General features: G+C 71.3%; 24 protein-coding genes. 7 read left to right on the top strand and 17 right to left on the bottom strand.

Annotated elements, in window-relative coordinates; translation table 11 throughout:
* Positions 1 to 150: 150 nt before the first annotated feature.
* The 3 genes from EWH70_RS23090 to EWH70_RS23080 are packed head-to-tail and all read right to left on the bottom strand — an operon-like array spanning position 151 to position 3,405.
* Positions 151 to 1,509, bottom strand: a complete 1,359-nt coding sequence (locus EWH70_RS23090; RefSeq protein ID WP_130477564.1) for an MFS transporter — start codon at positions 1,507 to 1,509, stop codon at positions 151 to 153.
* A 4-nt stretch (positions 1,510 to 1,513) separates the two neighbouring features.
* Entirely contained in the window at positions 1,514 to 1,936 is a 423-nt protein-coding gene (locus EWH70_RS23085; protein ID WP_130477563.1) for a MarR family winged helix-turn-helix transcriptional regulator, read from the bottom strand.
* A 26-nt stretch (positions 1,937 to 1,962) separates the two neighbouring features.
* Positions 1,963 to 3,405 (bottom strand): NCS2 family permease, encoded by a 1,443-nt coding sequence (locus EWH70_RS23080; protein ID WP_130477562.1) that lies wholly within the window; start codon positions 3,403 to 3,405, stop codon positions 1,963 to 1,965.
* A gap of 58 nt (positions 3,406 to 3,463) precedes the next feature.
* On the opposite strand from EWH70_RS23080, the gene EWH70_RS23075 reads away from it, so the two are divergent.
* A complete protein-coding gene (locus tag EWH70_RS23075) occupies positions 3,464 to 3,715 on the top strand; it encodes a DUF2530 domain-containing protein (protein WP_420809086.1) in 252 nt (83 codons plus the stop codon).
* A gap of 1 nt (position 3,716) precedes the next feature.
* Here EWH70_RS23075 and EWH70_RS23070 read toward each other — a convergent pair whose 3' ends face one another.
* Positions 3,717 to 6,380 (bottom strand): sacsin N-terminal ATP-binding-like domain-containing protein, encoded by a 2,664-nt coding sequence (locus EWH70_RS23070; protein WP_130477561.1) that lies wholly within the window; start codon positions 6,378 to 6,380, stop codon positions 3,717 to 3,719.
* Positions 6,367 to 7,131, bottom strand: coding sequence for a DUF3027 domain-containing protein (locus EWH70_RS23065; RefSeq protein WP_130477560.1), 765 nt, complete (start codon positions 7,129 to 7,131; stop codon positions 6,367 to 6,369). Before EWH70_RS23065 ends, EWH70_RS23070 begins: the two co-directional genes overlap by 14 nt.
* A 42-nt stretch (positions 7,132 to 7,173) precedes the next feature.
* Here EWH70_RS23065 and EWH70_RS23060 point away from each other — a divergent pair, with 42 nt between their 5' ends.
* The 3 genes from EWH70_RS23060 to EWH70_RS23050 all read left to right on the top strand — a co-directional run bounded on the left by EWH70_RS23060 (position 7,174) and on the right by EWH70_RS23050 (position 10,350).
* A complete protein-coding gene (locus EWH70_RS23060) occupies positions 7,174 to 7,938 on the top strand; it encodes a glutaminyl-peptide cyclotransferase (protein WP_130477559.1) in 765 nt (254 codons plus the stop codon).
* Positions 7,939 to 8,016: 78 nt separating this feature from the next.
* The gene (locus EWH70_RS23055) at positions 8,017 to 9,867 is read left to right on the top strand and encodes an MFS transporter (protein ID WP_130477558.1); all 1,851 of its coding nucleotides are present in this window, start codon (positions 8,017 to 8,019) and stop codon (positions 9,865 to 9,867) included.
* 9 nt (positions 9,868 to 9,876) lie between these two features.
* Positions 9,877 to 10,350 (top strand): DUF2771 family protein, encoded by a 474-nt coding sequence (locus EWH70_RS23050; protein ID WP_130477557.1) that lies wholly within the window; start codon positions 9,877 to 9,879, stop codon positions 10,348 to 10,350.
* Here the strand turns inward: EWH70_RS23050 and EWH70_RS23045 are convergent.
* A complete protein-coding gene (locus tag EWH70_RS23045) occupies positions 10,347 to 10,733 on the bottom strand; it encodes a cold-shock protein (protein ID WP_130477556.1) in 387 nt (128 codons plus the stop codon). The two genes, EWH70_RS23050 and EWH70_RS23045, sit on opposite strands and share 4 nt — an antisense overlap.
* A gap of 156 nt (positions 10,734 to 10,889) precedes the next feature.
* Between EWH70_RS23045 and EWH70_RS23040 the strand changes: the two genes are divergently transcribed.
* Entirely contained in the window at positions 10,890 to 11,117 is a 228-nt protein-coding gene (locus EWH70_RS23040) for a hypothetical protein (protein ID WP_130477555.1), read from the top strand.
* Here the strand turns inward: EWH70_RS23040 and EWH70_RS23035 are convergent.
* Positions 11,080 to 11,715: an HAD family hydrolase gene (locus EWH70_RS23035; protein WP_130477554.1), complete on the bottom strand. Its 636-nt coding sequence runs from the start codon at positions 11,713 to 11,715 to the stop codon at positions 11,080 to 11,082. The two genes, EWH70_RS23040 and EWH70_RS23035, sit on opposite strands and share 38 nt — an antisense overlap.
* A gap of 90 nt (positions 11,716 to 11,805) precedes the next feature.
* Between EWH70_RS23035 and EWH70_RS23030 the strand changes: the two genes are divergently transcribed.
* A complete protein-coding gene (locus tag EWH70_RS23030) occupies positions 11,806 to 12,402 on the top strand; it encodes a TetR/AcrR family transcriptional regulator (protein WP_130477620.1) in 597 nt (198 codons plus the stop codon).
* A gap of 2 nt (positions 12,403 to 12,404) precedes the next feature.
* Complete coding sequence (locus tag EWH70_RS23025) at positions 12,405 to 13,370, top strand: R2-like ligand-binding oxidase (protein ID WP_130477553.1); 966 nt, start codon at positions 12,405 to 12,407, stop codon at positions 13,368 to 13,370.
* A gap of 362 nt (positions 13,371 to 13,732) precedes the next feature.
* Here the strand turns inward: EWH70_RS23025 and EWH70_RS23020 are convergent, their stop codons facing one another.
* The 10 genes from EWH70_RS23020 to EWH70_RS22975 all read right to left on the bottom strand — a co-directional run bounded on the left by EWH70_RS23020 (position 13,733) and on the right by EWH70_RS22975 (position 21,958).
* A complete protein-coding gene (locus EWH70_RS23020; protein WP_130477552.1) occupies positions 13,733 to 15,379 on the bottom strand; it encodes an AMP-binding protein in 1,647 nt (548 codons plus the stop codon).
* A gap of 52 nt (positions 15,380 to 15,431) precedes the next feature.
* Positions 15,432 to 15,932, bottom strand: coding sequence for a hypothetical protein (locus EWH70_RS23015; protein ID WP_130477551.1), 501 nt, complete (start codon positions 15,930 to 15,932; stop codon positions 15,432 to 15,434).
* Between the two features lie 26 nt (positions 15,933 to 15,958).
* The gene (locus tag EWH70_RS23010; RefSeq protein WP_130477550.1) at positions 15,959 to 16,567 is read right to left on the bottom strand and encodes an OmpL47-type beta-barrel domain-containing protein; all 609 of its coding nucleotides are present in this window, start codon (positions 16,565 to 16,567) and stop codon (positions 15,959 to 15,961) included.
* Positions 16,568 to 16,657: 90 nt separating this feature from the next.
* Positions 16,658 to 17,212 (bottom strand): snapalysin family zinc-dependent metalloprotease, encoded by a 555-nt coding sequence (locus EWH70_RS23005; RefSeq protein ID WP_240687150.1) that lies wholly within the window; start codon positions 17,210 to 17,212, stop codon positions 16,658 to 16,660.
* Positions 17,213 to 17,375: 163 nt separating this feature from the next.
* The gene (locus EWH70_RS23000) at positions 17,376 to 18,179 is read right to left on the bottom strand and encodes a metallophosphoesterase (RefSeq protein WP_130477549.1); all 804 of its coding nucleotides are present in this window, start codon (positions 18,177 to 18,179) and stop codon (positions 17,376 to 17,378) included.
* A gap of 25 nt (positions 18,180 to 18,204) precedes the next feature.
* Entirely contained in the window at positions 18,205 to 18,996 is a 792-nt protein-coding gene (locus EWH70_RS22995; RefSeq protein ID WP_130477548.1) for an HAD-IIA family hydrolase, read from the bottom strand.
* Positions 18,997 to 19,010: 14 nt separating this feature from the next.
* Entirely contained in the window at positions 19,011 to 20,069 is a 1,059-nt protein-coding gene (locus EWH70_RS22990) for a sulfate/molybdate ABC transporter ATP-binding protein (RefSeq protein ID WP_130477547.1), read from the bottom strand.
* Complete coding sequence (locus EWH70_RS22985) at positions 20,066 to 20,839, bottom strand: ABC transporter permease (protein WP_130477618.1); 774 nt, start codon at positions 20,837 to 20,839, stop codon at positions 20,066 to 20,068. The genes EWH70_RS22990 and EWH70_RS22985 overlap by 4 nt, the downstream gene beginning before the upstream one ends.
* A 10-nt stretch (positions 20,840 to 20,849) precedes the next feature.
* Complete coding sequence (modA, locus tag EWH70_RS22980; RefSeq protein ID WP_130477546.1) at positions 20,850 to 21,569, bottom strand: molybdate ABC transporter substrate-binding protein; 720 nt, start codon at positions 21,567 to 21,569, stop codon at positions 20,850 to 20,852.
* Positions 21,566 to 21,958: a TOBE domain-containing protein gene (locus EWH70_RS22975; protein ID WP_130477545.1), complete on the bottom strand. Its 393-nt coding sequence runs from the start codon at positions 21,956 to 21,958 to the stop codon at positions 21,566 to 21,568. Before EWH70_RS22975 ends, modA begins: the two co-directional genes overlap by 4 nt.
* Between the last annotated feature and the right edge of the window lie 28 nt (positions 21,959 to 21,986).

Below are 21,986 nucleotides of genomic sequence, written 5' to 3'. Positions count from 1 at the left end.
CACGAAAGAGACCCAACAAACTCCCCCAATGTGGCATTGGGGGAGTTCAAGTTCCCCAATGCCACATTGGGGGCACACGGCACGCGGACTTTGCCGGGACCCTTACGTCTGACGTGGTGAAGGTGGCCTTCACGTGCTTTGGAGGCGAGGTCAGCGGCGGCTGAGGACCCGCTGCCCCGCCCTTCCGCGCCGGGGCAGCGTGACGCCGCCCCGCCGGAGCAGGACCGCGGCACACACCACGGCCGCCACCGCGGAGACGGCACCGCCGATGACGAACGGCGAGCGGCCGCCGAACACCTCGGCCATCCAGCCGGTCAGCGGTCCGCCGATGGGGTTCCCGCCGACCAGCACCAGCACGTACAGCCCCATCACCCGGCCCCGCATCTGCGGGCTGACCGCCGTCTGCACCAGCGCGTTCGCCGTGTTCAGGAACGTGATGGTGGCGAACCCGAGCGGCACCAGCGCGATGCCGAACGCGAGGTAGGTCGGCATGTAGCCGGTGGCGATCTCCAGCACCCCCAGCGCGAACGCCGACATCACCAGCACCCGCACCCGGGGCCGCCCCCGGGAGCCGCGCCGGGCCGACGCGAGCGCGCCGGCGAACGTGCCGACGGCGAGCAGCGTGGACAGCAGGCCGTAGCCGTCGGCCTCGGTGCCGAAGACGTTCCCGGCCACGATCGCCAGCGAGGTGAAGAACGTGATGCCGAACGTGCTGACGAACAGCACCAGCAGCATCACCGTCATCAGGTCCGACCGCCCGCGGACGTACCGCAGGCCCTCGCGTAGCTGCCCCTTCGCCCGCTGCACGGCAGGCCCCCGGAACAGCTTGGCCGGGTTCATCAGCATCAGCCCGGCGATCACGGCCAGCGTGCTGACGGCGTTGGCCAGGAACAGCCAGCCGGTGCCGATCCAGATGATCACGAACCCGGCGATGGCCGGGCCGACGATGCGGGCCAGGTTGAAGATCGACGAGTTCAGCGCCACGGCGTTGGCCACCTGGTCACGGCCGACCATCTCGGCGACGAACGACTGCCGGGCGGGCACCTCGAGCGCGGCCAGGGTGCCGAGTGCGAAGCAGATGACGTAGACGTGCCACAGGGTGACGACCCCGGTGACGGTCAGCACGCCGAGGACGACGGCCTGCAGGCCGTTCAGCGCCTGGATGAGAATCAGCAGCCTGCGCTTGTCCGCCCGGTCGGCCAGCACTCCCGCCCACAGCGACAGGAACAGGATCGGCGCGAACTGCAGGCCGACCGCGATGCCGAGGGCGACCGGGTCGTTGCCGCTGAGTTCGAACACCAGCCAGTCCTGCGCGATGCGCTGCATCCAGGTGCCGATGTTGGAGACGACCTGGCCGCTGAAGAACAGCCGGTAGTTGCGGATCCGCAGCGAGGCGAACGTCCCGCGCCGCTTGGGCGCCGGTGGCGGGCTGGTTGGCGGTGGTGCCGGTTCCCGGGTACTGGTGGTCGTCGATGTGGCCTTCGATTCGCAACCCGGGTTTGTCGGCACCGTGTCAGTTCCCCGCCATCCTGTCGATGATGTCCGCCGCTTTCCAGAGCACCTCGCGCTCGGCCTCGCTCAGCTCGGCCAGGTGCGCGTCGAGCCAGGCCTCCCGCACCGAGATCGACTTCTCGATGAAGGCCAGCCCCATTCCGGACAGCTCGACGATCGCCTGCCTGCCGTCGGTCGGGTGCGGACGGCGCTCGACGTAGCCGAGCTCCTCCAGCGCCGAGATGACCCTGGTCATCGACGGTGGCTGGACACCCTCCCTGGCCGCCAGCTGTCCTGGCGTCAACGGCCCGCACTTGTGCAGGGTCGACAGGGCCGACACCTGCGTGAGCGAGATCGTCTCGCCGGCACTCTGCGCCCGGAGCTTGCGATTCAGCCGCACCACGGCGAGCCGAAGGCGGCTTGCCAGTGAACGCTCTCCGGACATATTAGTTAGCATACCTTACGATCGTCTCAGAACAGTGCCCTGATCGGGCCAAGTGCGAAATACACGACAAAAGCGGCCGAGATCACCCAGAGCAGCGGGTGCACCTGGCGGGCCTTCCCGGTGGCCGTACGCAGCAGGACGTAGCTGACGAAGCCCGCGCCGATGCCGTTGGCGATCGAGTAGGTGAACGGCATCACCACAATGGTCAGGAACGCGGGCAGCGCGATGCTGAAGTCGGTGAAGTCGATCTCGGTGATCTGCCGGATCATCAGCGCGCCGACCACGACCAGCGCCGGTGCGGCGGCCTCGACCGGCACCACCTCGTACAGCGGCGTGAAGAACATCGCGGCGAGGAACAACAGGCCGGTGACCACGTTCGCCAGGCCGGTCCGGGCCCCCTCGGCGATGCCGGAGGCCGACTCGACGTAGACCGTGTTCGAGCTGGCCGAGGCCGCGCCACCGGCGACCGCGGCGGCACCGTCCACGAACAGGGCCTTGCCCACCCGCGGAAGCTTGCCGTCGGAGTCGATCAGCCCGCCCTCCTTGCCGAGGCCGGTCATGGAGCCGATGGTGTCGAAGAAGTCGGTGAGCACCAGCGTGAACACCAGCAGCGCGGCGGTGATCGCGGGCACCTGGAACCAGGCGTCGAAGTTGAACTGGCCGACCAGCGAGAGGTCCGGCAGGCGGAACACCTGGTCCGGGACGGCCGGGTAGCCGAGGTTCCAGCCCTTCGGGTCGGTGCCCATCGACGGGCCGGCGTCGACCAGTGCCTCCAGCGCGATCGACACGACGGTGCTCGCCAGGACGCCGATCAGGATCGCGCCCTTGACCCCCCTGGCGACCAGGATGCCGGTGAGCACCAGGCCGAACACGAACACCGCCGTCGGCCAGGACGCGATCGAACCGTCGATGCCGAGGCCGACCGGCACCGTGGTGTTCGCCGCGTCCGGGACCCTGCGGACGAACCCGGCGCCGACCAGGCCGATCAGGCAGATGAACAGGCCGATGCCGACCGCGATGGCAGCCTTGAGCGAGGCCGGGACGGCGTTGAACACCATCGTGCGCACGCCGGTCACGACCAGCAACAGGACGACCAGGCCGTTCACCACGACCAGTCCCATCGCCGCCGGCCAGCTCATCTGCGGCGCGATGGTGACCGCGACCAGCGAGTTGACGCCGAGACCGGCGGCCAGCGCGAACGGGTAGTTGGCGACGAGTCCGAAGAGGATGGTCATGGCGCCCGCGACCAGCGCCGTCACGGCCGCGACCTGGGCGGCCGGGAGGATGTTGCCGAACAGGTCCTTGTGGGCGCCGGCGTCGGCGGCCGAGTAGCTGCCGAGGATCAGCGGGTTCAGCACGACGATGTAGGCCATCGTGACGAACGTGACCACGCCGCCGCGGACTTCCCTGCCGGGTGTGGAACCGCGTTCACTGATCTTGAAGAAACGGTCGAGCCTCGTCTGCGCCATCTGGAACCTCCTCGCCGGGCGCGGGGAGACTAACCCGGCCGGCGGTTAGGCTGCTGGGGTGGCCGAACCCGCATCCCTGAAGCCGACTCCGGACCTGCCGAAGCGCTGGACCGACCTGTGGCCGCCGGTCGTCGTCGGCACCTCGCTGTGGGCGCTGGCCGGGGTGGTGCTGTTCGTGGTGACCGGCATGGGCCCGTGGACGTGGACCTGCGTGGCCGGTGTCGTACTCGGGTTCATCGGCTTCGCGATCATGGCCTGGCAGCGCGCGGCTTCCCGCCGCGGCGCCCGGGGCGCGCAGCGCGATCTCTGACTCAGCCGAGCAGCGTGCCCGCGCTGGGGTCGTCGAGCAGGGCCAGCACCAGGTGCCGGTCCGCCCAGCGGCCGGCCGCGTGGGCGAACGCCCTGGCCAGCCCGTCCGGCGTGTCCGCGGCATGCAGCCGGTCGTCGACCCACCAGTGGACCGATCGCTCTTCACCGTGCACGCGAACGGTCAGCTCGTCGTGCAGGATCGGGCCGCCGCCGGGCAACGGGCAGTCGAGCAGGTCCGCGGCCAGGACCACGGCGGGTAGCTCCGACCACGGCAGGTAGGCGCCCTCGCTCACCACCTCCGCGTCGGTCTCGTCCTCCGCCAGCGGCAGGTTCAGCAGGTCGGCGAGCCGCTCGGGGTCGCCGCCCGCGACCACGCCACCGGCGGGCAGCACGCCGAGCAGCCAGGGCGCGTCCAGGACAACGGCGTCCTCGGCGTCGACGACCGTGCCGTCGGCCGCCCGTACCCGTGCGGGTTCCAGGCCGTCGACATCCGACTCGGCCAGCGCCACGTGTGCCCGCAGCACCAGGCCCGGCGGCACCTCCCGTGCCGGGTCGGCGAGCCGGTCCAGCAGGTCCTCGGCGTCGTCCGGCCCCTCGACGGTCAGCTCGGCCCGCACCCCGGCCGCGGCCAGCAGGGTGTCCGGCAGCCCGACGTCGGGCACCGGATCGAACAGCCCGGCCAGCCCCCCGGCGTCGGCCAGCCGCCACTCCCGGGGCGCCCGCCCGGCCAGCAGGGCCTCGCGGGCGATCCAGCCCGCCGCGTCCGGCAGCGCCCGCCAGGTCTCCGGCTCGGCGGCGATCAACCGCAGCGCGGCGGGCCACGCGTCGTCGGCGACCAGATCGAGGTCACGCAGCCCGGTCTCCGGATCGGTGGCGAACGTCCGCAGCACGCCGACGCCGGTGAGCGTCTCGGTCGGCCAGTCCTGGGCGAACTCCTCGTCCAGCACGTCCAGTGGCGCGTCCTCGCCGAGGACCTCCGGGTCGAGGACGTCCAGCAGCGGCGCTCCGGGCAGGACCAGCTCGTCGGCCCGCCGCCAGCCGTCGTGGGCGGGCAGCGCCAGCGCACCCAGTCCGTCCACAGCGGACACTTCGCTGAGCCGGAGGACGGCACCGGCCAGCGGCAGGACGTCCAGCCCGGCCCGCGCGTCGGCGACACTGCGCTCCACCGCGTCGGCCAGCGCGGGCGAGTCGAGCAACTCGGCCGCGCCCGCGCGGACGGCGCCGAGCCGTTCCAGCAGCGGGTGTGCGCCGTCCGGATGCACCAGCCGCAGGCCGGCCACGTCGGCCTCGGCCAGCAGTTCCAGCAGGTCGCTGCCCGCGTCGAAGAGCAAAGCGCCCCTCGGCCCCGGCAGCGTCCGGCCGTCGGCCAGCGGCACCGGCAGCCCGCCCAGCTCGTCGGCGTCGATCTCGTGCGACTCCACCAGCGGCAGCAGCACGTCGTAAAGCCGCCGCCACCACGACGGCGGCCGTCCGGCACCGGTCAGTGCCTCGACGGCCCCGGCGACGTCCAGCCGCCGCGCGCCGACCACCGCCAGCGTGCGGACCGCCGCGGGACCGCAGTTCGCGGCCAGGCCGGGCACGACGTCGGCCAGCAACTCGACCAGCGCGGGCGAGTCGACGGCCAGCACCCTGGCCCCGCCACCGGTCAGCTCGCCCGTGCCCGCCGCGGGCAGCCACCTGACCGTCCGCAGCCGGTCGATCACCAGCTCCCGCAGCGTCGAGTCCACTTCGGACAGTGGGAAACCCGCCACGGGCACCAGGGCGAGCCGGTCGGCGTACCCGCGTACGAAGGCCGGGTAGAGGTCGGCCGCCCTGGCGAGCACGGCGTCCGCACCGGGCAGGACGCGGCGCCGGTTCGGCTCGATCGGCAGCGACGCGATCAGCCTGGCCGGTAGCGACAGCCTCTCGTCGGTGGGGGTCGGGGCGTGCAGGACGTCTTCGCCGAGGGGCCTGTCCAGCGGGACGGCCCAGGTGACGCCCTGGTCGGAGTGCGTGTGCCAGCGGGTCACCCCGCCGGGCCCGGTGATCTCGTCACCGGAACGGCTCCACACGTCGCCGTCGACCTCGATCCTGGCCAGCCACGGCAGCGCCAGCAACAGGTCGGGCACCTCGCGGCGGATGTCGTCCAGGATCGTGTCTGGTACCCCAGACAGCCGGACCTCGGTGTCGAAGCCTTCCGGCGGCTGCTCGTCGACCGGCCACACCAGGCGCAGCACCGGCACGTCGCCGGACCTGCCGGACTCCGCCCGCGTCCGCTCCGCGGAGAACGCGACCGAGCCCGTCGTGGACACGATGCGGGGCGCGTCGGTCACCGCCAGTACGGCGGCGAAGCCGACACCGAACCGGCCGGCGGTGTCCCCGCGCTTGGCCGACGCCCGCAGCGAGGCCAGCGCCGCGACGCCCGGGGCGTCCAGCGGCACGCCGGTGTTTGCCACCCGCAGCTCACCGTCCACAACGGACACCCGGACGGTACCGGGCGCGCCCGCGGCCAGCGCCGCGTCGGCGGCGTTCTGTGCCAGCTCGACGAACAGCCGGTCCCGGTACCCGCCTGCCCGCAGGTCGTTCTCGGTGTTGAGGTCCTCGGTGAACCGCGTCGGCGAGTCCCGCCAGGCCGCCAGCACCGCCTCCCGCAGTGCCGCCGTCCCGAACGGGTCAGGCTGGGTCAACCGAGAGGTCCAGCAGGGAGTCGTCGTAGACCAGCTCCGCGACCGGAACGGACGAGGTCACCTCGACCCGGATCTCCGAGTGCGCGCCGCAGCCGTACTCGACGCTGACCACGTGCCCGTCCGCTGGCGAGATCTCGTTGGCGCACGCGCCGAAGCCGCCCCGCAGCGAACCGGCGAGCGGTGCGAAGAACCCGCAGGTGCCACACGGCTCGGGCGCGCTGCGGGCCATGTCCGAGCGGGGACCGAACTCGCCGCCCCGCCAGCGGCGTGCCGCCTCCATCCGGCCGTACCGGGACAGCACGTGCACCCGGCCGAGGCCGACGTCGGTCGCCACCTCCTCGACCGCCGGGTCGTCGGACATCACGTACGCGGGCGCGATCCGCGGGTCGTTCTCGTCGGTCGGGAAGATGTCGCCGACCCCGAGGTCACCCGCGCGGACCCGGCGCTCCCACGGCACCCACGTCGGCGCGGTCAGCGCGTCCGGCCCCGGCCGCAGCACCACCTCACTGACGGTCACCGGTTCACCGGCACCCGCGGTCGCCACCGTCACCGACCACCGCCAGCCGCGGTAGCCGGGAACGTGGGCCTCGAACAGGTGACTCACCGAGACGGCGTCCTCCCGCTCGACGCCCGCGTGCGCACCCACCTGCTCGGCTCCGGCATCGAGCTCAGCCGCCTCGCGTGCCAGCTCGACGGCGTCGAGCAGGCTCTGCCGGATCGAGCCGTCGTCCAAGGTCAGCAGCAGGGTCATGCGCACCATGATGCCGCACGCGGTTCGTGGGAAGCTGGCCCGGTGCGCACTCCACTGCTGTTGGCCATGCTGCTCGCGGCGACACTGACCAGCTGCGCCGCCGACGAGGGCGAGCCGAGCGGGCCGGAACAGCTGAAGCTGCAGGTACTGGAGGTCCTTCCGCACGATCCGGCGGCGTTCACCCAGGGCCTCGAACTGGCTGGCGACACCCTCTACGAGGGCACCGGCCTGCCCGGACGGTCCCAGCTGCGCGCCGGGCCGGTCGCCGGGCCGCCGCAGCGGGCGGTGACGCTGCCCGCGCCGCTGTTCGGCGAGGGCATCACGCTGGTCGGGCCCAGCGTGTGGCAGCTGACCTGGCAGGACGGGTTCGCCATCGAACGCGACGCGGCCACGCTGGCCGAGAAGCGGCGCGTGCCCTACCCCGGCGAGGGCTGGGGCCTGTGCCACCAGCCCGGACGCGGGCGGCTGGTGATGAGCGACGGGACGGACCGGCTGACGTTCCGCGACCCGGTGACGTTCGCCGAGGTCGGCGCGGTGACCGCACCGCTGGACAAGCTGAACGAGCTGGAGTGCGTCGGCGACGACGTCTACGCCAACGTCTGGCAGACCGACCGCATCCTGCGCCTGGACGCGAACGGGCAGCTCACCGCCGAGATCGACGCGTCCGGCCTGCTCACCGCCCAGGAGAAGGCCGAGGCCGACGTGCTCAACGGCATAGCGGCGGTGCCCGGGACCGACCAGTTCCTGGTCACGGGCAAGCTCTGGCCGAAGATGTTCCGGGTGAAACTGGTACCGGTTCAGCCTTGATCGAGCGGGAAACACCCTCGATACGGCAGGATTGGGGGACGGGGACCGGGGAGTAGCAGGAAAGGCGCGGGAACACAGGTGGCACGGTTCGGCAGGCAGTCCGATTCCGGCGGGGCCGGTTTCGGCCGCGCGGGCAGGGGGCGCGCCGGGCGCAGGAGCAAGCGCAAGTGGACGCCCGAGCCCGGCACCGGCCACCAGCCCGTACCGCCCACCTCACCGCCGCCGGCGAGGCCGCGGCCGGCGACCAGGGTCATGCCCTCCGAGCAGCCGCCGCGCCGGTACTCGCCGCCGCCTCCCCCGCCGCCGCGGCCTGACGACTACGCGCCCAACCCGGACCACTTCCTCACCCAGCCGGTACGCCGGGAGCGGCGCGAGCCGTCCGGCGAGTACGAGCGGTACGACACCGGCGGGTACGCGCCCGGCCAGCCGCGGCATCCGGTCGAGGAGCCCGCGCCGCCGCCACCGCCGCGCCCGGAGCCGCCGACCGAGCAGCACGGCAACCGGTCCGAGGCCGCGGCGGGCAGCCTGCCGAGGCTGCCCAAGAAGCTCACGGTCACGCGTGTCGCGGCACTGCGCAGCAGGCAGCTGACCGGCCAGGCCGTCGACGCGTTCCAGCGGGCGACCAAGGCCGACGGCGCGGACAAGTCCGGGCTGACGTCGCTGACCTACGCGACGATGCTGAACTACGCCAGCGACGCGGCCATGGCCGTCGCGCTGGCCAACACCCTGTTCTTCGCCGCGAGCAGCGGTGAGTCCAAGGGCAAGGTCGCGCTCTACCTGCTGATCACGATCGCGCCGTTCGCGCTCGTGGCGCCGGTGATCGGGCCGGCACTGGACAAGATCCAGCGGGGCCGCAGGCTGGCGATGTGCGTGGCATCGGCCGGGCAGGCGCTGATGTGCGTGATCATGGCGCTGCACTTCGACGACTGGGGCCTCTACCCGGCGGCACTCGGGAAGATGGTGCTGTCGAAATCGTTCATGGTGCTCAAGTCGTCGGTGACACCACGCGTGCTGCCGCCGGAGATCACGCTGTCCAAGACCAACGCGCGGCTGACCGTGTTCGGCCTGGTCGCCGGGGGTGCGTTCGGCGCGATCGCGGCCGGGTTCAACGGCCTGTTCAACTCGTCGACGGCCCTGTGGTTCACCGCGGTGATCTGTGTCGCCGGAGCCGTCCAGGCCATGCGGATCCCGTCCTGGGTCGAGGTCACCGAGGGCGAGGTCCCGGCGTCACTGGGCAAGCACCCGCAGAAGAAGAAGCGCCAGCCGATGGGCAGGCAGATCGTCGTGTCGCTGTGGGCGAACGGATCGATCCGCGTGGTCACCGGGTTCCTGATGATGTTCGCGGCGTTCGCCGTGAAGGCGCAGATGGAGGGCAGCGGGCAGAGCCCGTTCTTCCAGCTGCTGCTGCTCGGCATCATCGGTGCCGCGGCCGGGGCGGGTGGCTTCATCGGCAACGCGCTGGGTTCGCGGATGACGTTCGGCAAGCCCGACCAGGTGGTGCTCGGCTGCGTCGGCGCCACGCTGCTGTCAACCGTGCTGGCCGCCGTGCTGTCCGGGCTGGCGACGGCCGCGATCGTCGGGCTCGTCGGGTCCTGTTGCAGTGCGCTGGCGAAGATCAGCCTGGACGCGGTGATCCAGGCCGACCTGCCTGAGGAGTCGCGGGCGTCGGCGTTCGGGCGGTCGGAGACCGTGCTTCAGCTGGCGTGGTGCTTCGGCGGCGCGGTCGGCCTGCTGCTGCCGCCGACGTACTGGATCGGGTTCCTGGTGGTGTCGCTGCTGCTGGCCGCCGGGCTGGCGCAGACGATGATGGTGCACCGGGGAACGTCGCTGATCCCCGGCCTCGGCGGTGGCGACCGGCCGCTGCGGCCCGACCCGATCGACACCGCCCCACGGGGACCGGTGCCGTCGCGGCCCCAGCGGGGCTCGTAGTCTGGCGCCATGCGGCGAAAGTTCCCCGGTCTGCTCCTCGCGGCCGCCGGCGTGGTCACGCTGGCAGGCTGCGGTGGTCCCGTCGGCCCGCCCGAGGTGACGTTCTTCGCCGACGGCGAGACGGCCGTGACCGGGCCGTTCCAGTTCTGCGGCGCGCAGATGCAGGACTGCCGCGTCGACGAGAACGCCGCGGCGCGGCTGAAGGTGCGCCCGGGCAAGCCGGTGCAGGTGTCGCTGCCGTCGGAGATCGTCGAGACCCCGTGGGTGGCGCACATCCAGGCCGTCGACCCGGCAGGCCGGCCGCTGCCGATCGAGCCGCAGTTCTACCCGCAGAACAGCAGGCACGCCATCACGGCCTCGGCCGGTCCGGCCGACCAGATCATGGTCGTGGAGATCCAGCAGCTCACCGGCACCGTCGACCCGGACGGCAACATCGTGGTCGACGTCCGGGCCCGCTGGACGCTGCAGATCGAGCCCGCTTAGGGATCCAGGTCGCGAGCCACGGCGCGCATGACCTCTGCGATGCGCTTGGTGTTGCGGCGGTCCGGGTAGCGGCCACGGCGCAGATCCGGCTGGACCTTCATCTCCAGCAGCTTGATCATGTCTTCGACCAGGCCGTGCAACTCCTCGGCCGGGCGGCGGCGCGCCTCGGCGACCGAAGGGGGTGCTTCGAGCAGGCGGACGGAGAGTGCCTGCGGCCCGCGACGGCCGTCGGCGACGCCGAACTCCAGCCGCTGGCCGGCCTTGAGCGCCTCGACACCCTGCGGCAGCGCGGACTTGCGGATGTAGACGTCCTCGCCACCGTCCTGGGTGACGAACCCGAAGCCCTTCTCCGCGTCGTACCACTTGACCTTGCCGGTCGGCACTACCCTCACCGTTCCTTTGCTCACTCAACGTCTCACACGACGAACGCGCCCCGGGGCGTACCCAGGACGCGCGTGCCACAAGCCTATCCCGGCAGACGTCGAGAGGCGAAGCACATACTGCGCCAACCGCCCACACCCGGCGTTACCCTGAGCTTCATGGAGACTGCTGCTCGGCCGGCCGCACCTCGCAAGTCTTTCCTGATGCGGCTGGGCATCGGCCTGTTCGCCGTCGGCATGCTCGCCGTGCTGACGGTGTTCGTCCTGTTCGCGCTGGGCTGGAAGGACCTGCCGGTCTGGCTGAGCGCCGCCGCGGGCGTCATCACGCCGCTCGGCCTCGGCCTCGGCCTCATCGCGCTGGTTCGGGAGCACCGGCGGCGGGACTGAATCCGGCCAGCCAGCCAGGGAACTCCAGCAGGCTGTCCAGCACGACGCGGGCGCCCGCCTCCTCCAGTACGGCCCGCGAGCACGGGCCGGTCACCACGCCCACCGGCACCGCGTCGGCCGCCAGCGCGCCGACGACGTCACCGGTGTGGTCGCCGACGTACACCCTCGCGCCGTGCTCGACCAGCGCCTGCGCCTTGCCTGCCGACCACAGCTCGCCGATCACGACGTCGGCCTCCATGCCGAGTGCCTCCAGGTGGAGCTTCGCGTTCGGCCCGTACTTGCCGGTCACCACGACCACCCGTCCACCGGCCGACCGCACGGCGGCCAGTGCCTCGTTCGCGCCGGGCAGCGCGACCGTCTTCGGGATGACGATCCGCGGGTAGGTCTCGCGGAAGCGGTCGACCATGCCGCCGATGCGGTCCTCCGGCACGCCGAAGTCCCGGAACACGTGGTCCAGCGGCGGGCCGAGGTTGGCCGCGAAGTGCTCGCCGTCGAGGGAGAACCCGGTCTCGGCCGCGAGCGCGTCCATCGCCGCGACCATGCCGGGCCGGGGGTCGATCAAGGTCATGTCGAGGTCGAAGCCGACGGTGATGCCCATACCCGCACCGTATCCGCTGTACATCTCATCGTGGGATGTACAGCCTCTTGACATTTTGGGCGATCGTGTCAACCTGAGATTGTGTCGCACATCACCCGATTCACGCGGCGGGCGAAGGCCTCGCTGCGTGAGGAACTGCTGACCGCCGCCGCCGACCTGCTCGCCGACGGCGGGGTGGCAGCGCTGCGCATGACCGACGTCGCCGCCAGGGTCGGCGTGAGCAGGCAGACGGTCTACAACGAGTTCGGCAACAAGACCGCGCTGGTCCAGGCGGTCGCACTGCACACGGCCGGCGAGTTCCTCGACGGCATCCACCAGCGGTTCACCGAGGCGCCGGAACTCCTGGACGCCATCCGGGCCTCGGTCGCCTACACCATCGAGCACGCCAGGGAGAACCGGCTGGTCGCCGCGGCCCTCGGCACGGAGGCGGGCGAGGACCTGCTGCCGCTGCTGACCACCCGCGGCGAGCCGATCCTGGCCGCCGCGACCGAGCTGGCGGTGACCCACTACCGCGAGCGCCGCCCGCGACTGCCGCAGCGGGAGGCAGAACTACTGGCCGAGACGGTCGTCCGGCTGTCGCTGAGTCACCTCATGCTGCGAACCCACTCGGCGGCCGAGGCCGCCGACGCGGTCTGCCGCGTGATCGAACCCGCCCTCGCCAAGTACTCACTGTCCGATTCGGAGTGATCATGACGGAAACCCTCGCACCGCGCCGTACCGGTTTCTCCTCGCTGCGCCGAGGCGGGTTGAACTGGGACTCGTTCCCGCTGCGGCTGTTCGTCAAGGGCAACGCGAAGTTCTGGAACCCGGCGGACATCGACTTCAGCCAGGACGCCGCCGACTGGCGCGACCTCGACGACGAGGAACGGCGCTCGGCGACCTACCTGTGTGCCCAGTTCATCGCGGGCGAGGAGGCCGTGACCGAGGACATCCAGCCGTTCATGAAGGCCATGTCGGCGACCGGCCGGTTCGGCGACGAGATGTACCTGTCCCAGTTCTGTTTCGAGGAGGCCAAGCACACCGAGGTGTTCCGCCGCTGGATGGACGCCGTCGGCCTGACCGAGGACCTGCACCCCTACGTCGCCGACAATCCCTACTACCGCAAGCTGTTCTACGAGGAGCTTCCCGACTCCCTCGGCGTGCTCGCCGAGGACCCGAGCCCGCTCAACCAGGTACGTGCCAGCGTCACCTACAACCACGTGATCGAGGGAAGTCTCGCCCTGACCGGGTACTACGCCTGGCAGCGGATCTGCACGGAACGCAACATCCTGCCCGGCATGCAGGAACTGGTCCGCCGGATCGGCGACGACGAGCGCAGGCACATGGCGTGGGGAACGTTCACCTGCCGCAGGCACGTCGCGGCCGACGACTCGATGTGGGACGCGGTGCAGCAGCGCATGGGCGAACTGCTGCCGCAGGCGCTGGGCATGATCGAGTGGGTCAACAACCAGTTCGAGGAGCCGCGGCCGTTCGAGAACGACCCGCAGGAGTTCATCGAGTACGCCGCCGACCGGGCGCAACGCAGGCTGGGCGCCATCGAGTCCGCCCGCGGCACGCCGGTGGAGCAGATCGACCTGGACTACTCGCCGGAAACCCTGGAGGACACCTTCGGCGAGGAGGACGCGAAGGCACTCGCGGAGGCCACCACGACGTAGTGCCGCCCGGCCGCCCGCACCGCCTTCTGCCGACTGCGGCGCTGCTGCGAGGGGCACCTTGGTTGCGAGATTCGCAAGGATGGTGCCGTTGGTTGCGGGTGCGGGGTCTCGTTCGTGGTGATCGGCGGTGCCGTTGTGGTGGCCGTGGTGCCGGTCGCCCGCCGCGAGTCCCACCGTCGTGCACGCGAGTTCCACGCTCCGGCACGCGAACTCCACGCTCCCGCGCCACCACGACTCCCGACTTTGCCGGAGCCCTGGCAGATACCACCGGCGCCGCTCCGGCGCAAAGCTCCCTTGCTCCCCGAAAATGCCCGAAATGACCGATTGGTTTTGTCGGTGAATGGGCCGTTGGTGAGGGGTGGTCAGGCGTGGCGGGCCTTCGCGGCGTCCTCCAGGCCGAGCAGGGTGATGGCGGCCTCGCGCATCTCGACCTTGCGGACCTTCCCGGTGACCGTCATCGGGAAGTCGTCGACCACGTGGACGTAGCGCGGGATCTTCTGGTGCGCGAGCTTGCCGGTGCAGAACTCGCGCAGGCTCTCCGCGGTCAGCGGCTCGGCGCCCTCGCGCATCCGCACCCAGGCCATCAGCTCCTCGCCGTAACGCGTGTCCGGCACGCCGATCACCTGCGCGTCGAGGATGTCCGGGTGGGTGTACAGGAACTCCTCGATCTCCCTCGGGTACAGGTTCTCCCCACCGCGGATCACCATGTCCTTGATGCGGCCGGTGATGTTGAGGTAGCCGTCGTCGTCCATGATCGCCAGGTCGCCGGTGTGCATCCACCGCGCCGCGTCGATGGCCTCGGCCGTCTTGTCCGGCTGCTCCCAGTAGCCCAGCATCACCGAGTACCCGCGGGTGCACAGCTCCCCCGGCGTCCCGCGCGGCACGGTCAGCCCGGTCTCCGGGTCGACGACCTTCACCTCCAGGTGCGGACCGACCCGCCCGACCGTCGACACCCTGCGCTCCACCGAGTCGTCCGCCCGCGTCTGGGTGGACACCGGCGACGTCTCGGTCATGCCGTAGCAGATGGCGACCTCGGCCATTCCCATCCGCTCGATCACCTGCTTCATCACCTCGACCGGGCACGGCGACCCGGCCATGATGCCGGTGCGCAGGCTGCCGAGGTCGTAGGAGTCGAAGCCCTCCTCGGCGAGTTCGGCGATGAACATCGTCGGCACGCCGTAGAGCGACGTGCAACGCTCGGCCTGCACCGCGTCCAGCGTCGCCTTCGGGTCGAACGCCGGCGCCGGGATCACCATGCACGCCCCGTGACTGGTGGCCGCCAGATTTCCCATCACCATGCCGAAGCAGTGGTAGAACGGCACCGGTATGCAGATCCGGTCGGCCTCGGTGTACCCGCACAGCTCACCGACGAAGAAGCCGTTGTTGAGGATGTTGTGGTGGCTCAGGGTGGCACCCTTGGGAAAGCCGGTGGTGCCCGAGGTGTACTGGATGTTGATCGGGTCGTCCGCCGACAGCTCGGCCCGCGCCCGCTCCAGCGACGCCCGGTCGGCTTGCTTTCCCTTGTCCAGCAACGAGGTCCACGCATCGCCGCCGAGCAGCACGACGTGCTCGAGCCCAGCGCACTCCGGCCGCACCTCGTCGATCATCGCCGCGTAGTCCGAGGTCTTGAACGACGCCGCGGCGATCAGCAGCCGCACGCCGGACTGGTTGAGCACGAACCGCAGCTCGTGCGAGCGGTACGCCGGGTTGATGTTGACCAGGATCGCGCCGATCTTCGCCGTCGCGTACTGGGTCAGCGTCCACTCGGCACGGTTGGGCGACCAGATGCCGACCCGGTCACCCTTGGTGATGCCGAGGTCGAGCAGGCCCAGCGCGAGCGCGTCGACGTCGGCGGCCAGCTCGCGGTAGGTCCATCGCCTGCCCGCGCTCCTGTCGACGAGAGCGTCGCGGTCACCGTGTGCCGCGACCGTCCGGTCCAGGTTGTCGCCGATCGTGTCGCCGAGCAGCGGAACGTCTGAGATCCCAGACGCGTAGCTGGGCAGTTGCATGGATCCTCCCGGCTGCGTTGACGGTCGCTGGTCAGTCTAGGTCCAACCCCGGCTAACGGCCTTCGATCCGACCGGCCACCACACCGGCATCGCGGACCAGTACCGACCGGACGTCGGCATCGGGCACCAGAACGGCGTCGGCGGCCAGCGTCTGGAATACCAGACACTCCGCGAGCGCCCGCTCGTCGTCGCCGTCCGCTTCGGCCAGCCGCACGACCGCGAGTTGCTCGGTCAGCCGGGTGTACGCGGGCAGGCTCAGCCTGCTCGTGGCCCGGAACCGTTGCAGCAGCAGTGAGATCTCCCGCGTGGAGGTGTGGGTGGCGAACTCCAGCGTCTGTTCGGTCCGGTTGCCCGCGAGGTCGGTCGCCGCCACCGAGAGCCGGTGGAAGCCCAGCGGCAACCGGTACAACGGCAGGTAGGTGCCGCTGGTGATCTCGGCGCCGTCGAGCGTGGCGGCGACCGTGCCGACACCCGAGGTGGCATCCGCGGCCTGCCAGCTCACCACCAGGTCGGCCGCGTCGCCGTAGACCACGCCATCGGCGACGCCGTCCACGGCGAGCGTCGGCGCGGTGCCATCGATCAGGACCGTGGCGGCCCGTTCGGTGAGACGTTGCCCGCCCGGTCGACCGCCCGGTACCGGACGGTGTGCCTGCCGTCGCCCTCGACGAGTACCGGGCCGTAGTACGTCTGCCATCCCAGACTGTCCACTTTGTACTCAACGGCACGCACGCCGGACACCCGGTCCGCCGCCACCAGCGGAACCCGCACGGGACCGCCGTGCCAGCCGCCGTCGAACCGGGCGTTCACCTCGGGTGGCGAGGCGTCGATGTTCACCCGCAGCGTGCGGGCCTGTTCGGTGTTGCCGGCGTTGTCGGTGGAGTTGAAATCCACCGAGTGCGCACGATCCCCGGCGACGGTGAAGGGTCTGGAATACGAGACCCAGGGCCCGCGGTCGATCCGGTACTTCGTGCCGGCGAGACCGCTGGCGTTGTGGCCGGGATCGACGGCGGTCAGGGTGACGGTGACCGGCGCGGTGACGTACCAGCCCTCCTGGCCGTCCGGTCCCGACGGCTGAACCGTGACCATCGTGCGGGGCGGGAGAGTGTCCGGACGCCCGGCGGCGGTGGCGCTGCCGGTTCCGGCGAGGAGCAGGACGACCAACGTGACCAGCAGGCGGCGTATCGACACCCGGCGAACGCTAGCCAGCCACGTACGGGAAGGCCACCTTCATCACGCGAGACGTGATGAAGGTGGCCGTCACGTGCCTGGACCGTTACCTCAGCCGACGAACGTGCCCGCGAACCGGTCCGCGTCGATCGACATCGAGCCGGCGAAGTTGCGCTCCACCTCGGCGATCTCGGCCGGGTTCGGGTTGGGGTTCTTGCAGGACGTTCCCGCGCTGGCGCCGGACATCAGGTCCTCGCACTTGCCGGTACGCCGGTCCGGAAGCCCGAGCAGGTGACCGAACTCGTGCGCGGAGATGCGGGTGACGTCGTGGCCGTCACGCACGGCCTGCCTGCCCATCCACCACGTGCCCTGGCCCAGCCGGACCACCTGCGCGCGCGGCCAGCCGTTGTCGGCCAGCACGCGGATGGTGGCGGGCGAACCCTTCACCAGCTTCACGTTCTTCACGTGGCGGTTCCACACCGCCGCACCGGCGTCGACCGCGGCCTGGAACTCCGCGGCGCCACTGGAGTTGTAGTACAGCGTTCGGACCATCTCCGGCGCCGGCGCGGCGGCGGCAGCCGGTGCCACCAGCGCGGCGAACATGGTCACCATCAGGGACAGCACGGCCAGCAGGGAGCGTGCCGACTTCGTGGGCTTGGTGCGCACCTCGGACTCCTCACCTTCGGGGGGATGAGGCGGACGCTAGGCGCGCCGGAGCACCCCGAGAAAGGGTGTCCAGTTCACAGTTTTGCGGCCCAGTTGGGAAATTCGCACCTCAGCGGAGCCGGGCACCGGGTACGGCACCGGCAAGTCCCGACCAAAGTAGGACTCAGTCTTCCGGCTCCCACGGCAGCTCGACGATCAGGCACGGCCCGCCGACGAACAACCCACCGTCGACGCCGAGCACCTTGCCGCCCGCGTACAGCAGCGGGTCCTCGATCTCCGTCGGGTGAATCCCGAGCTGATCGGCGATCACCGTGTGCCCGTGGACGATCCGCTGCCCGCCCAGACAGGCCAGCAGCAGTTCGGCGACGCCGGGGCCGTTCGGCCCGCGGAACGCGTACCGCACGGTCATCCGGCTCCACACGCCCCACCAGTCGGCGAGGTCGTCGCCCGCCAGGATCTCGCCCGCCGTCTTGTTGATGTCGGCGATCTGCATGCCCCAGTCCAGGTAGGTCAGGGCGTCCGAGTGCAGCAGCAGGTGATCGGCCAGCAACGTGACCAGCGGGCGGGTGGTCAGCCATTCGATGTGCTCGTCGGTCAGCGCGGCCAGGTCCTCCGGCTGGCCGCCGTTGAGCTCCCAGCTCTTGGCGAAGCTGCGTGGCGCGACGTCGTCCGGAACCACCGCCGTGTCACCGAACCGGTGCATGCCCAGCAGCAGGATCTCGTGGTTGCCGAGCAGGCTGCGGACCTCCCCGCCGGCCTCGGCCGCCTGCCGCTGCAGCTTCATCACCAGGTCGATGACCCCTATGCCGTCGGGGCCGCGGTCGACGAAGTCGCCGAGGAAGCACACGACGGCCTCACCACCGGCCCAGTCGCCGTCGGCGTCGACCAGCCCCTTGTCACGCAGCGCCGCCACGAGCCCGTCGAGATGCCCGTGGATGTCGCCGATCACATAGCTGGGATGTGCCATCGGCAAACCATAAGCCCACCGCCGCTCACCCGGACGGGAAGGGATCCTTCGTGTGGCCGATGAGCTCGGCGACCGAATCGATCACGCGGGTGGGCCGGTACGGGTACAGCTCGGCCGATTCCCTGGTCGAGATGCCGGTGAGCACGAGGATGGTCTGCAGTCCGGCCTCGATGCCGGAGTGGATGTCGGTGTCCATGCGGTCGCCGATCATCAGCGCCTTCTCCGAATGCGCGCCGAGCGACCGCAGTGCCGACCGCATCATCAGCGGGTTCGGCTTGCCCACGTAGTACGGCTGACGGCCGGTGGCCCGCTCGATCAGCGCCGCGACCGACCCGGTCGCCGGCAGCGACCCCTCCAGGCTGGGGCCGGTGGCGTCGGGGTTGGTGGCGATGAACTTCGCCCCGGCCTCGATCAGCCGGATGGCCCTGGTGATGGCACTGAAGCTGTACGTCCTGGTCTCGCCGAGCACCACGTAGTCCGGGTCGCGCTCGGTCAGTACGTAACCGGCCTCGTGCAGTGCCGTGGTCAGGCCCGCCTCGCCGATGACGAACGCCGAGCCGCCCGGCCGCTGCGACGCCAGGAACTTCGCCGTGGCCATCGCCGAGGTCCAGATGGACGTCTCCGGCACGTCCAGGCCGGTCCGCAGCAGCCGGGCACGCAGGTCACGCGGGGTGTAGATGGAGTTGTTGGTCAGTACCAGGAACGAGATGTCGTTGGCCCGCAGCTCGGCGAGGAACTCGTCGGCGCCGGGCACCAGGTGCTCCTCGTGCACGAGCACGCCGTCCATGTCGGTCAGGTAACTCCACCGGGGTTCCATGGTCAGGATCGTAGTCAGTCGAGCGCTGGGTGAACTGTCACAGCCGCGGCCTTGACCGCCAGCCGTACCGGCACCCCCGGCTCCAGGCCCAGCTCGGCGACGGCGGCCGGGGTCAGGTCGGCCGCCCAGCCGGACCCGGCGGTACGCAGCCGGATCACCGGTCCGTGTGGTTCCAGGGTGGCGACCGTGGCGGCGACGGTGTTACGCGGGCTGCCGCCCGGCGGATCACCGGCCGGGAACACCGCGACCGCGCTGGGCGGGAACACCGCGACCCCGGCCTGCCCGGCGACGGCGTCGGCGGCGGCCACCCCGGCGATCACCTGGCCGTCGCCGGTACGCAGGCCCGCGCCGGTGACCGTGCCGGGCACCAGGTTCAGCCCGGCGATCCGCGCGGTGAACGCTGTGCGTGGTGCGGCGAGCACGTCGCGTACCGGGCCCCGTTCGACAACGCGGCCCGCGTCGAGCACGACAACGTGATCGGCCAGGGTGAGTGCGTCGAGCGGGTCGTGCGTGACCAGGACCGTGCACCGGTCCTCGGCGCGGATCACCCTGCGCAGCAGGCCGCGCACCGCACGTGCGGCGTCGACGTCCAACGCGGCCAGCGGCTCGTCGAGCAGCAGCAGCTCGGGCTCACCGGCCAGCGCCCTGGCCACCGCGACCCGCTGCGCCTGCCCGCCGGACAGCTGAGCCGGCCCGCGGTCGGCGAGCGCCCCGGCATCCACTTCGGACAGCCAGTGCCGCGCCCGGTCCCGCGCCGTCGCGCGGCCCAGCCCGGCCGAGCGGGGCGCGAAGGCCACGTTGTCCAGCACCGACAGGTGCGGGAACAGCATCGCGTCCTGGGCGAGCAACGCGATACGCCGCGAATGGACCGGCACGGCGGTGACGTCCCGGCCGCCGAGCACGACGGCGCCGCGATCCGGCCGGTGCAGGCCGACCAGGCCGTCGAGCAGGGTGGACTTGCCCGCGCCGTTCGGGCCGAGCACGGCCAGCACCGTTCCCGCTGGCACGGAGAGGTCGACGTCCAGGGTGAACGTCCCGCGGGACAGGGTCAACCGCGCGGTCAGGCCGGTCATCGCACGCCCTCCAGCGCACGCGGCCTGGCCAGCGCGATCACCAGGATCGCCACCACGACCAGCAGCAGCGCCACCGCGACCGCGCTGTCCACATCGGACTCGGACTGCGCGTAGACCTCCAGCGGCAGCGTCCTGGTGACGCCCTGCAGGCTGCCGGCGAACGTGATGGTCGCGCCGAACTCGCCGAGTGCCCTGGCGAAGCTGAGCACGACGCCGGAGCCGAGCGCGGGCAGCAGCAGCGGCAACGTCACCCTGCGAAAGACGGTCCACGGCCGGGCGCCGAGCGTGGCGGCGACCCGTTCGTACCCGGTACCTGCCGACCGCAGCGCGCCTTCCAGGCTGACCACCAGGAACGGCATGGCGACGAACGTCTGGGCGATCACCACCGCCGCCGTGGTGAACGGCAGCCGGACGCCGGTGGCGGCGTCCAGCGCGTAGCCGAGGAAGCCGTTGCGGCCCAGCAGGTAGAGCAGCGCGAGCCCGCCGACGACGGGTGGCAGCACCAGCGGCAGCAACACCACCGCCCGCAGGAACCGCACCGCGCGGCCACGCGCCCGTGCCAGCACGACGGCCAGTGGCACGCCGAGGATCACGCAGGTGACGGTGGACATCGCGGCCGTCGTCAGCGACAGCTCCAGCGCGCTCAGCGCGGCGGGCGCGACCACCAGCTCCGGCAGGCGGGCGAGGTCCGTGCGCAGCACCAGGCCGACGACCGGCAGCACGACGAGCGCCAGCGCGCAGGCCGCCGGTACCCAGAGCAGGCGGGGGATCCCGCCGGGGTCATGGCGCGCCAAAGCCCACCCTGGTCAGTTCCTCGCGGCCGGCGGGACCGAGGACGAACTCGGTGAACTGCCGGGCCGCCTCGGCCTGCGCCGACTCCGCCAGCGCGGCGATCGGGTACCGGTTGACCGCCTGGGCGGCCTCGGGGAAGTCCACCCCGGTGACCTTCTCGCCCGCGGACCGCACGTCGGTGCGGTAGACCAGCCCGGCGTCGGCCTCGCCGGCCGTCACCTTGGTCAGCACCGCCTTGACGTCCTGCTCCTCGCTGACCGGCTTCAACGCGGTCCCGGCGGCCTTGCGGGTGGCCGCGCCACACGGGACCTGCGGTGCGCACACCACCACCGCCAGCCCCGGCCTGGCCAGGTCGGCGAGACCGCGGATGCCCTTGGGGTTGCCCGGTGCCACCGCGATGGTGAGCTGGTTGGTGGCGAAGACGGCGGGTAGCCCGGCGAGGTGGGCGGTGACCTTGTTCATGTTGGCCTCGTCGGCCGAGGCGAACACGTCGGCACGGGCACCCTCGTTGATCTGCTGCGCCAGCTGCGAGGAACCCGCGAAGCTGAACACGACGTCGACGCCGGTGTGCTCGGCCTCGAAGCGCTTCTCCAGCGCGGTGAACGACTCGGTCAGCGAGGCCGCCGCGAACACGGTCAGCGTGCTGTGCCCCGCCTGGCCCGAGCACGCGGTCAGCGCCAGCAACGCGACCAGCAGCAGTTTCCTCATGGGGTCTCCACCACGACGTGGGTGGCCTTGACGACGGCGACGGCCAGCACGCCGGGGCGCAGTCCCAGCTCGTCGACGGCTTCCGAGCTCATCAGCGACACGATCCGGTGCGGCCCGCACTGCATCTCGACCTGCGCCATGACCCGGTCGGCCAGCACCGAGGTGACCAGGCCGACGAACCGGTTGCGGGCCGAACGACCGATTCCGGACGGATCCGGCGGGGCCTCGTGCTGCGCCTTGACGAACGCCGCGAGCTGCTCGCCGTCGACGACCTTGCGCCCGGCGGCGTCCTCGCTTGCGGTCAGCTCGCCCGCCCGGACCCACCTGCGCACGGTGTCGTCGCTGACACCGGTCAGCCTCGCCACCTCTGACAACCGAAATTGCGGCATGCCCGGCAGATTATCTCCGCGAATGCGG

Origin of the sequence: Amycolatopsis suaedae (genome assembly GCF_004214935.1) — a bacterium.
Lineage (GTDB): Bacteria > Actinomycetota > Actinomycetes > Mycobacteriales > Pseudonocardiaceae > Amycolatopsis > Amycolatopsis suaedae.
The sequence above is the reverse complement of the archived record's forward strand: the minus strand, read 5'-3'. Positions and strand labels throughout refer to the sequence as shown.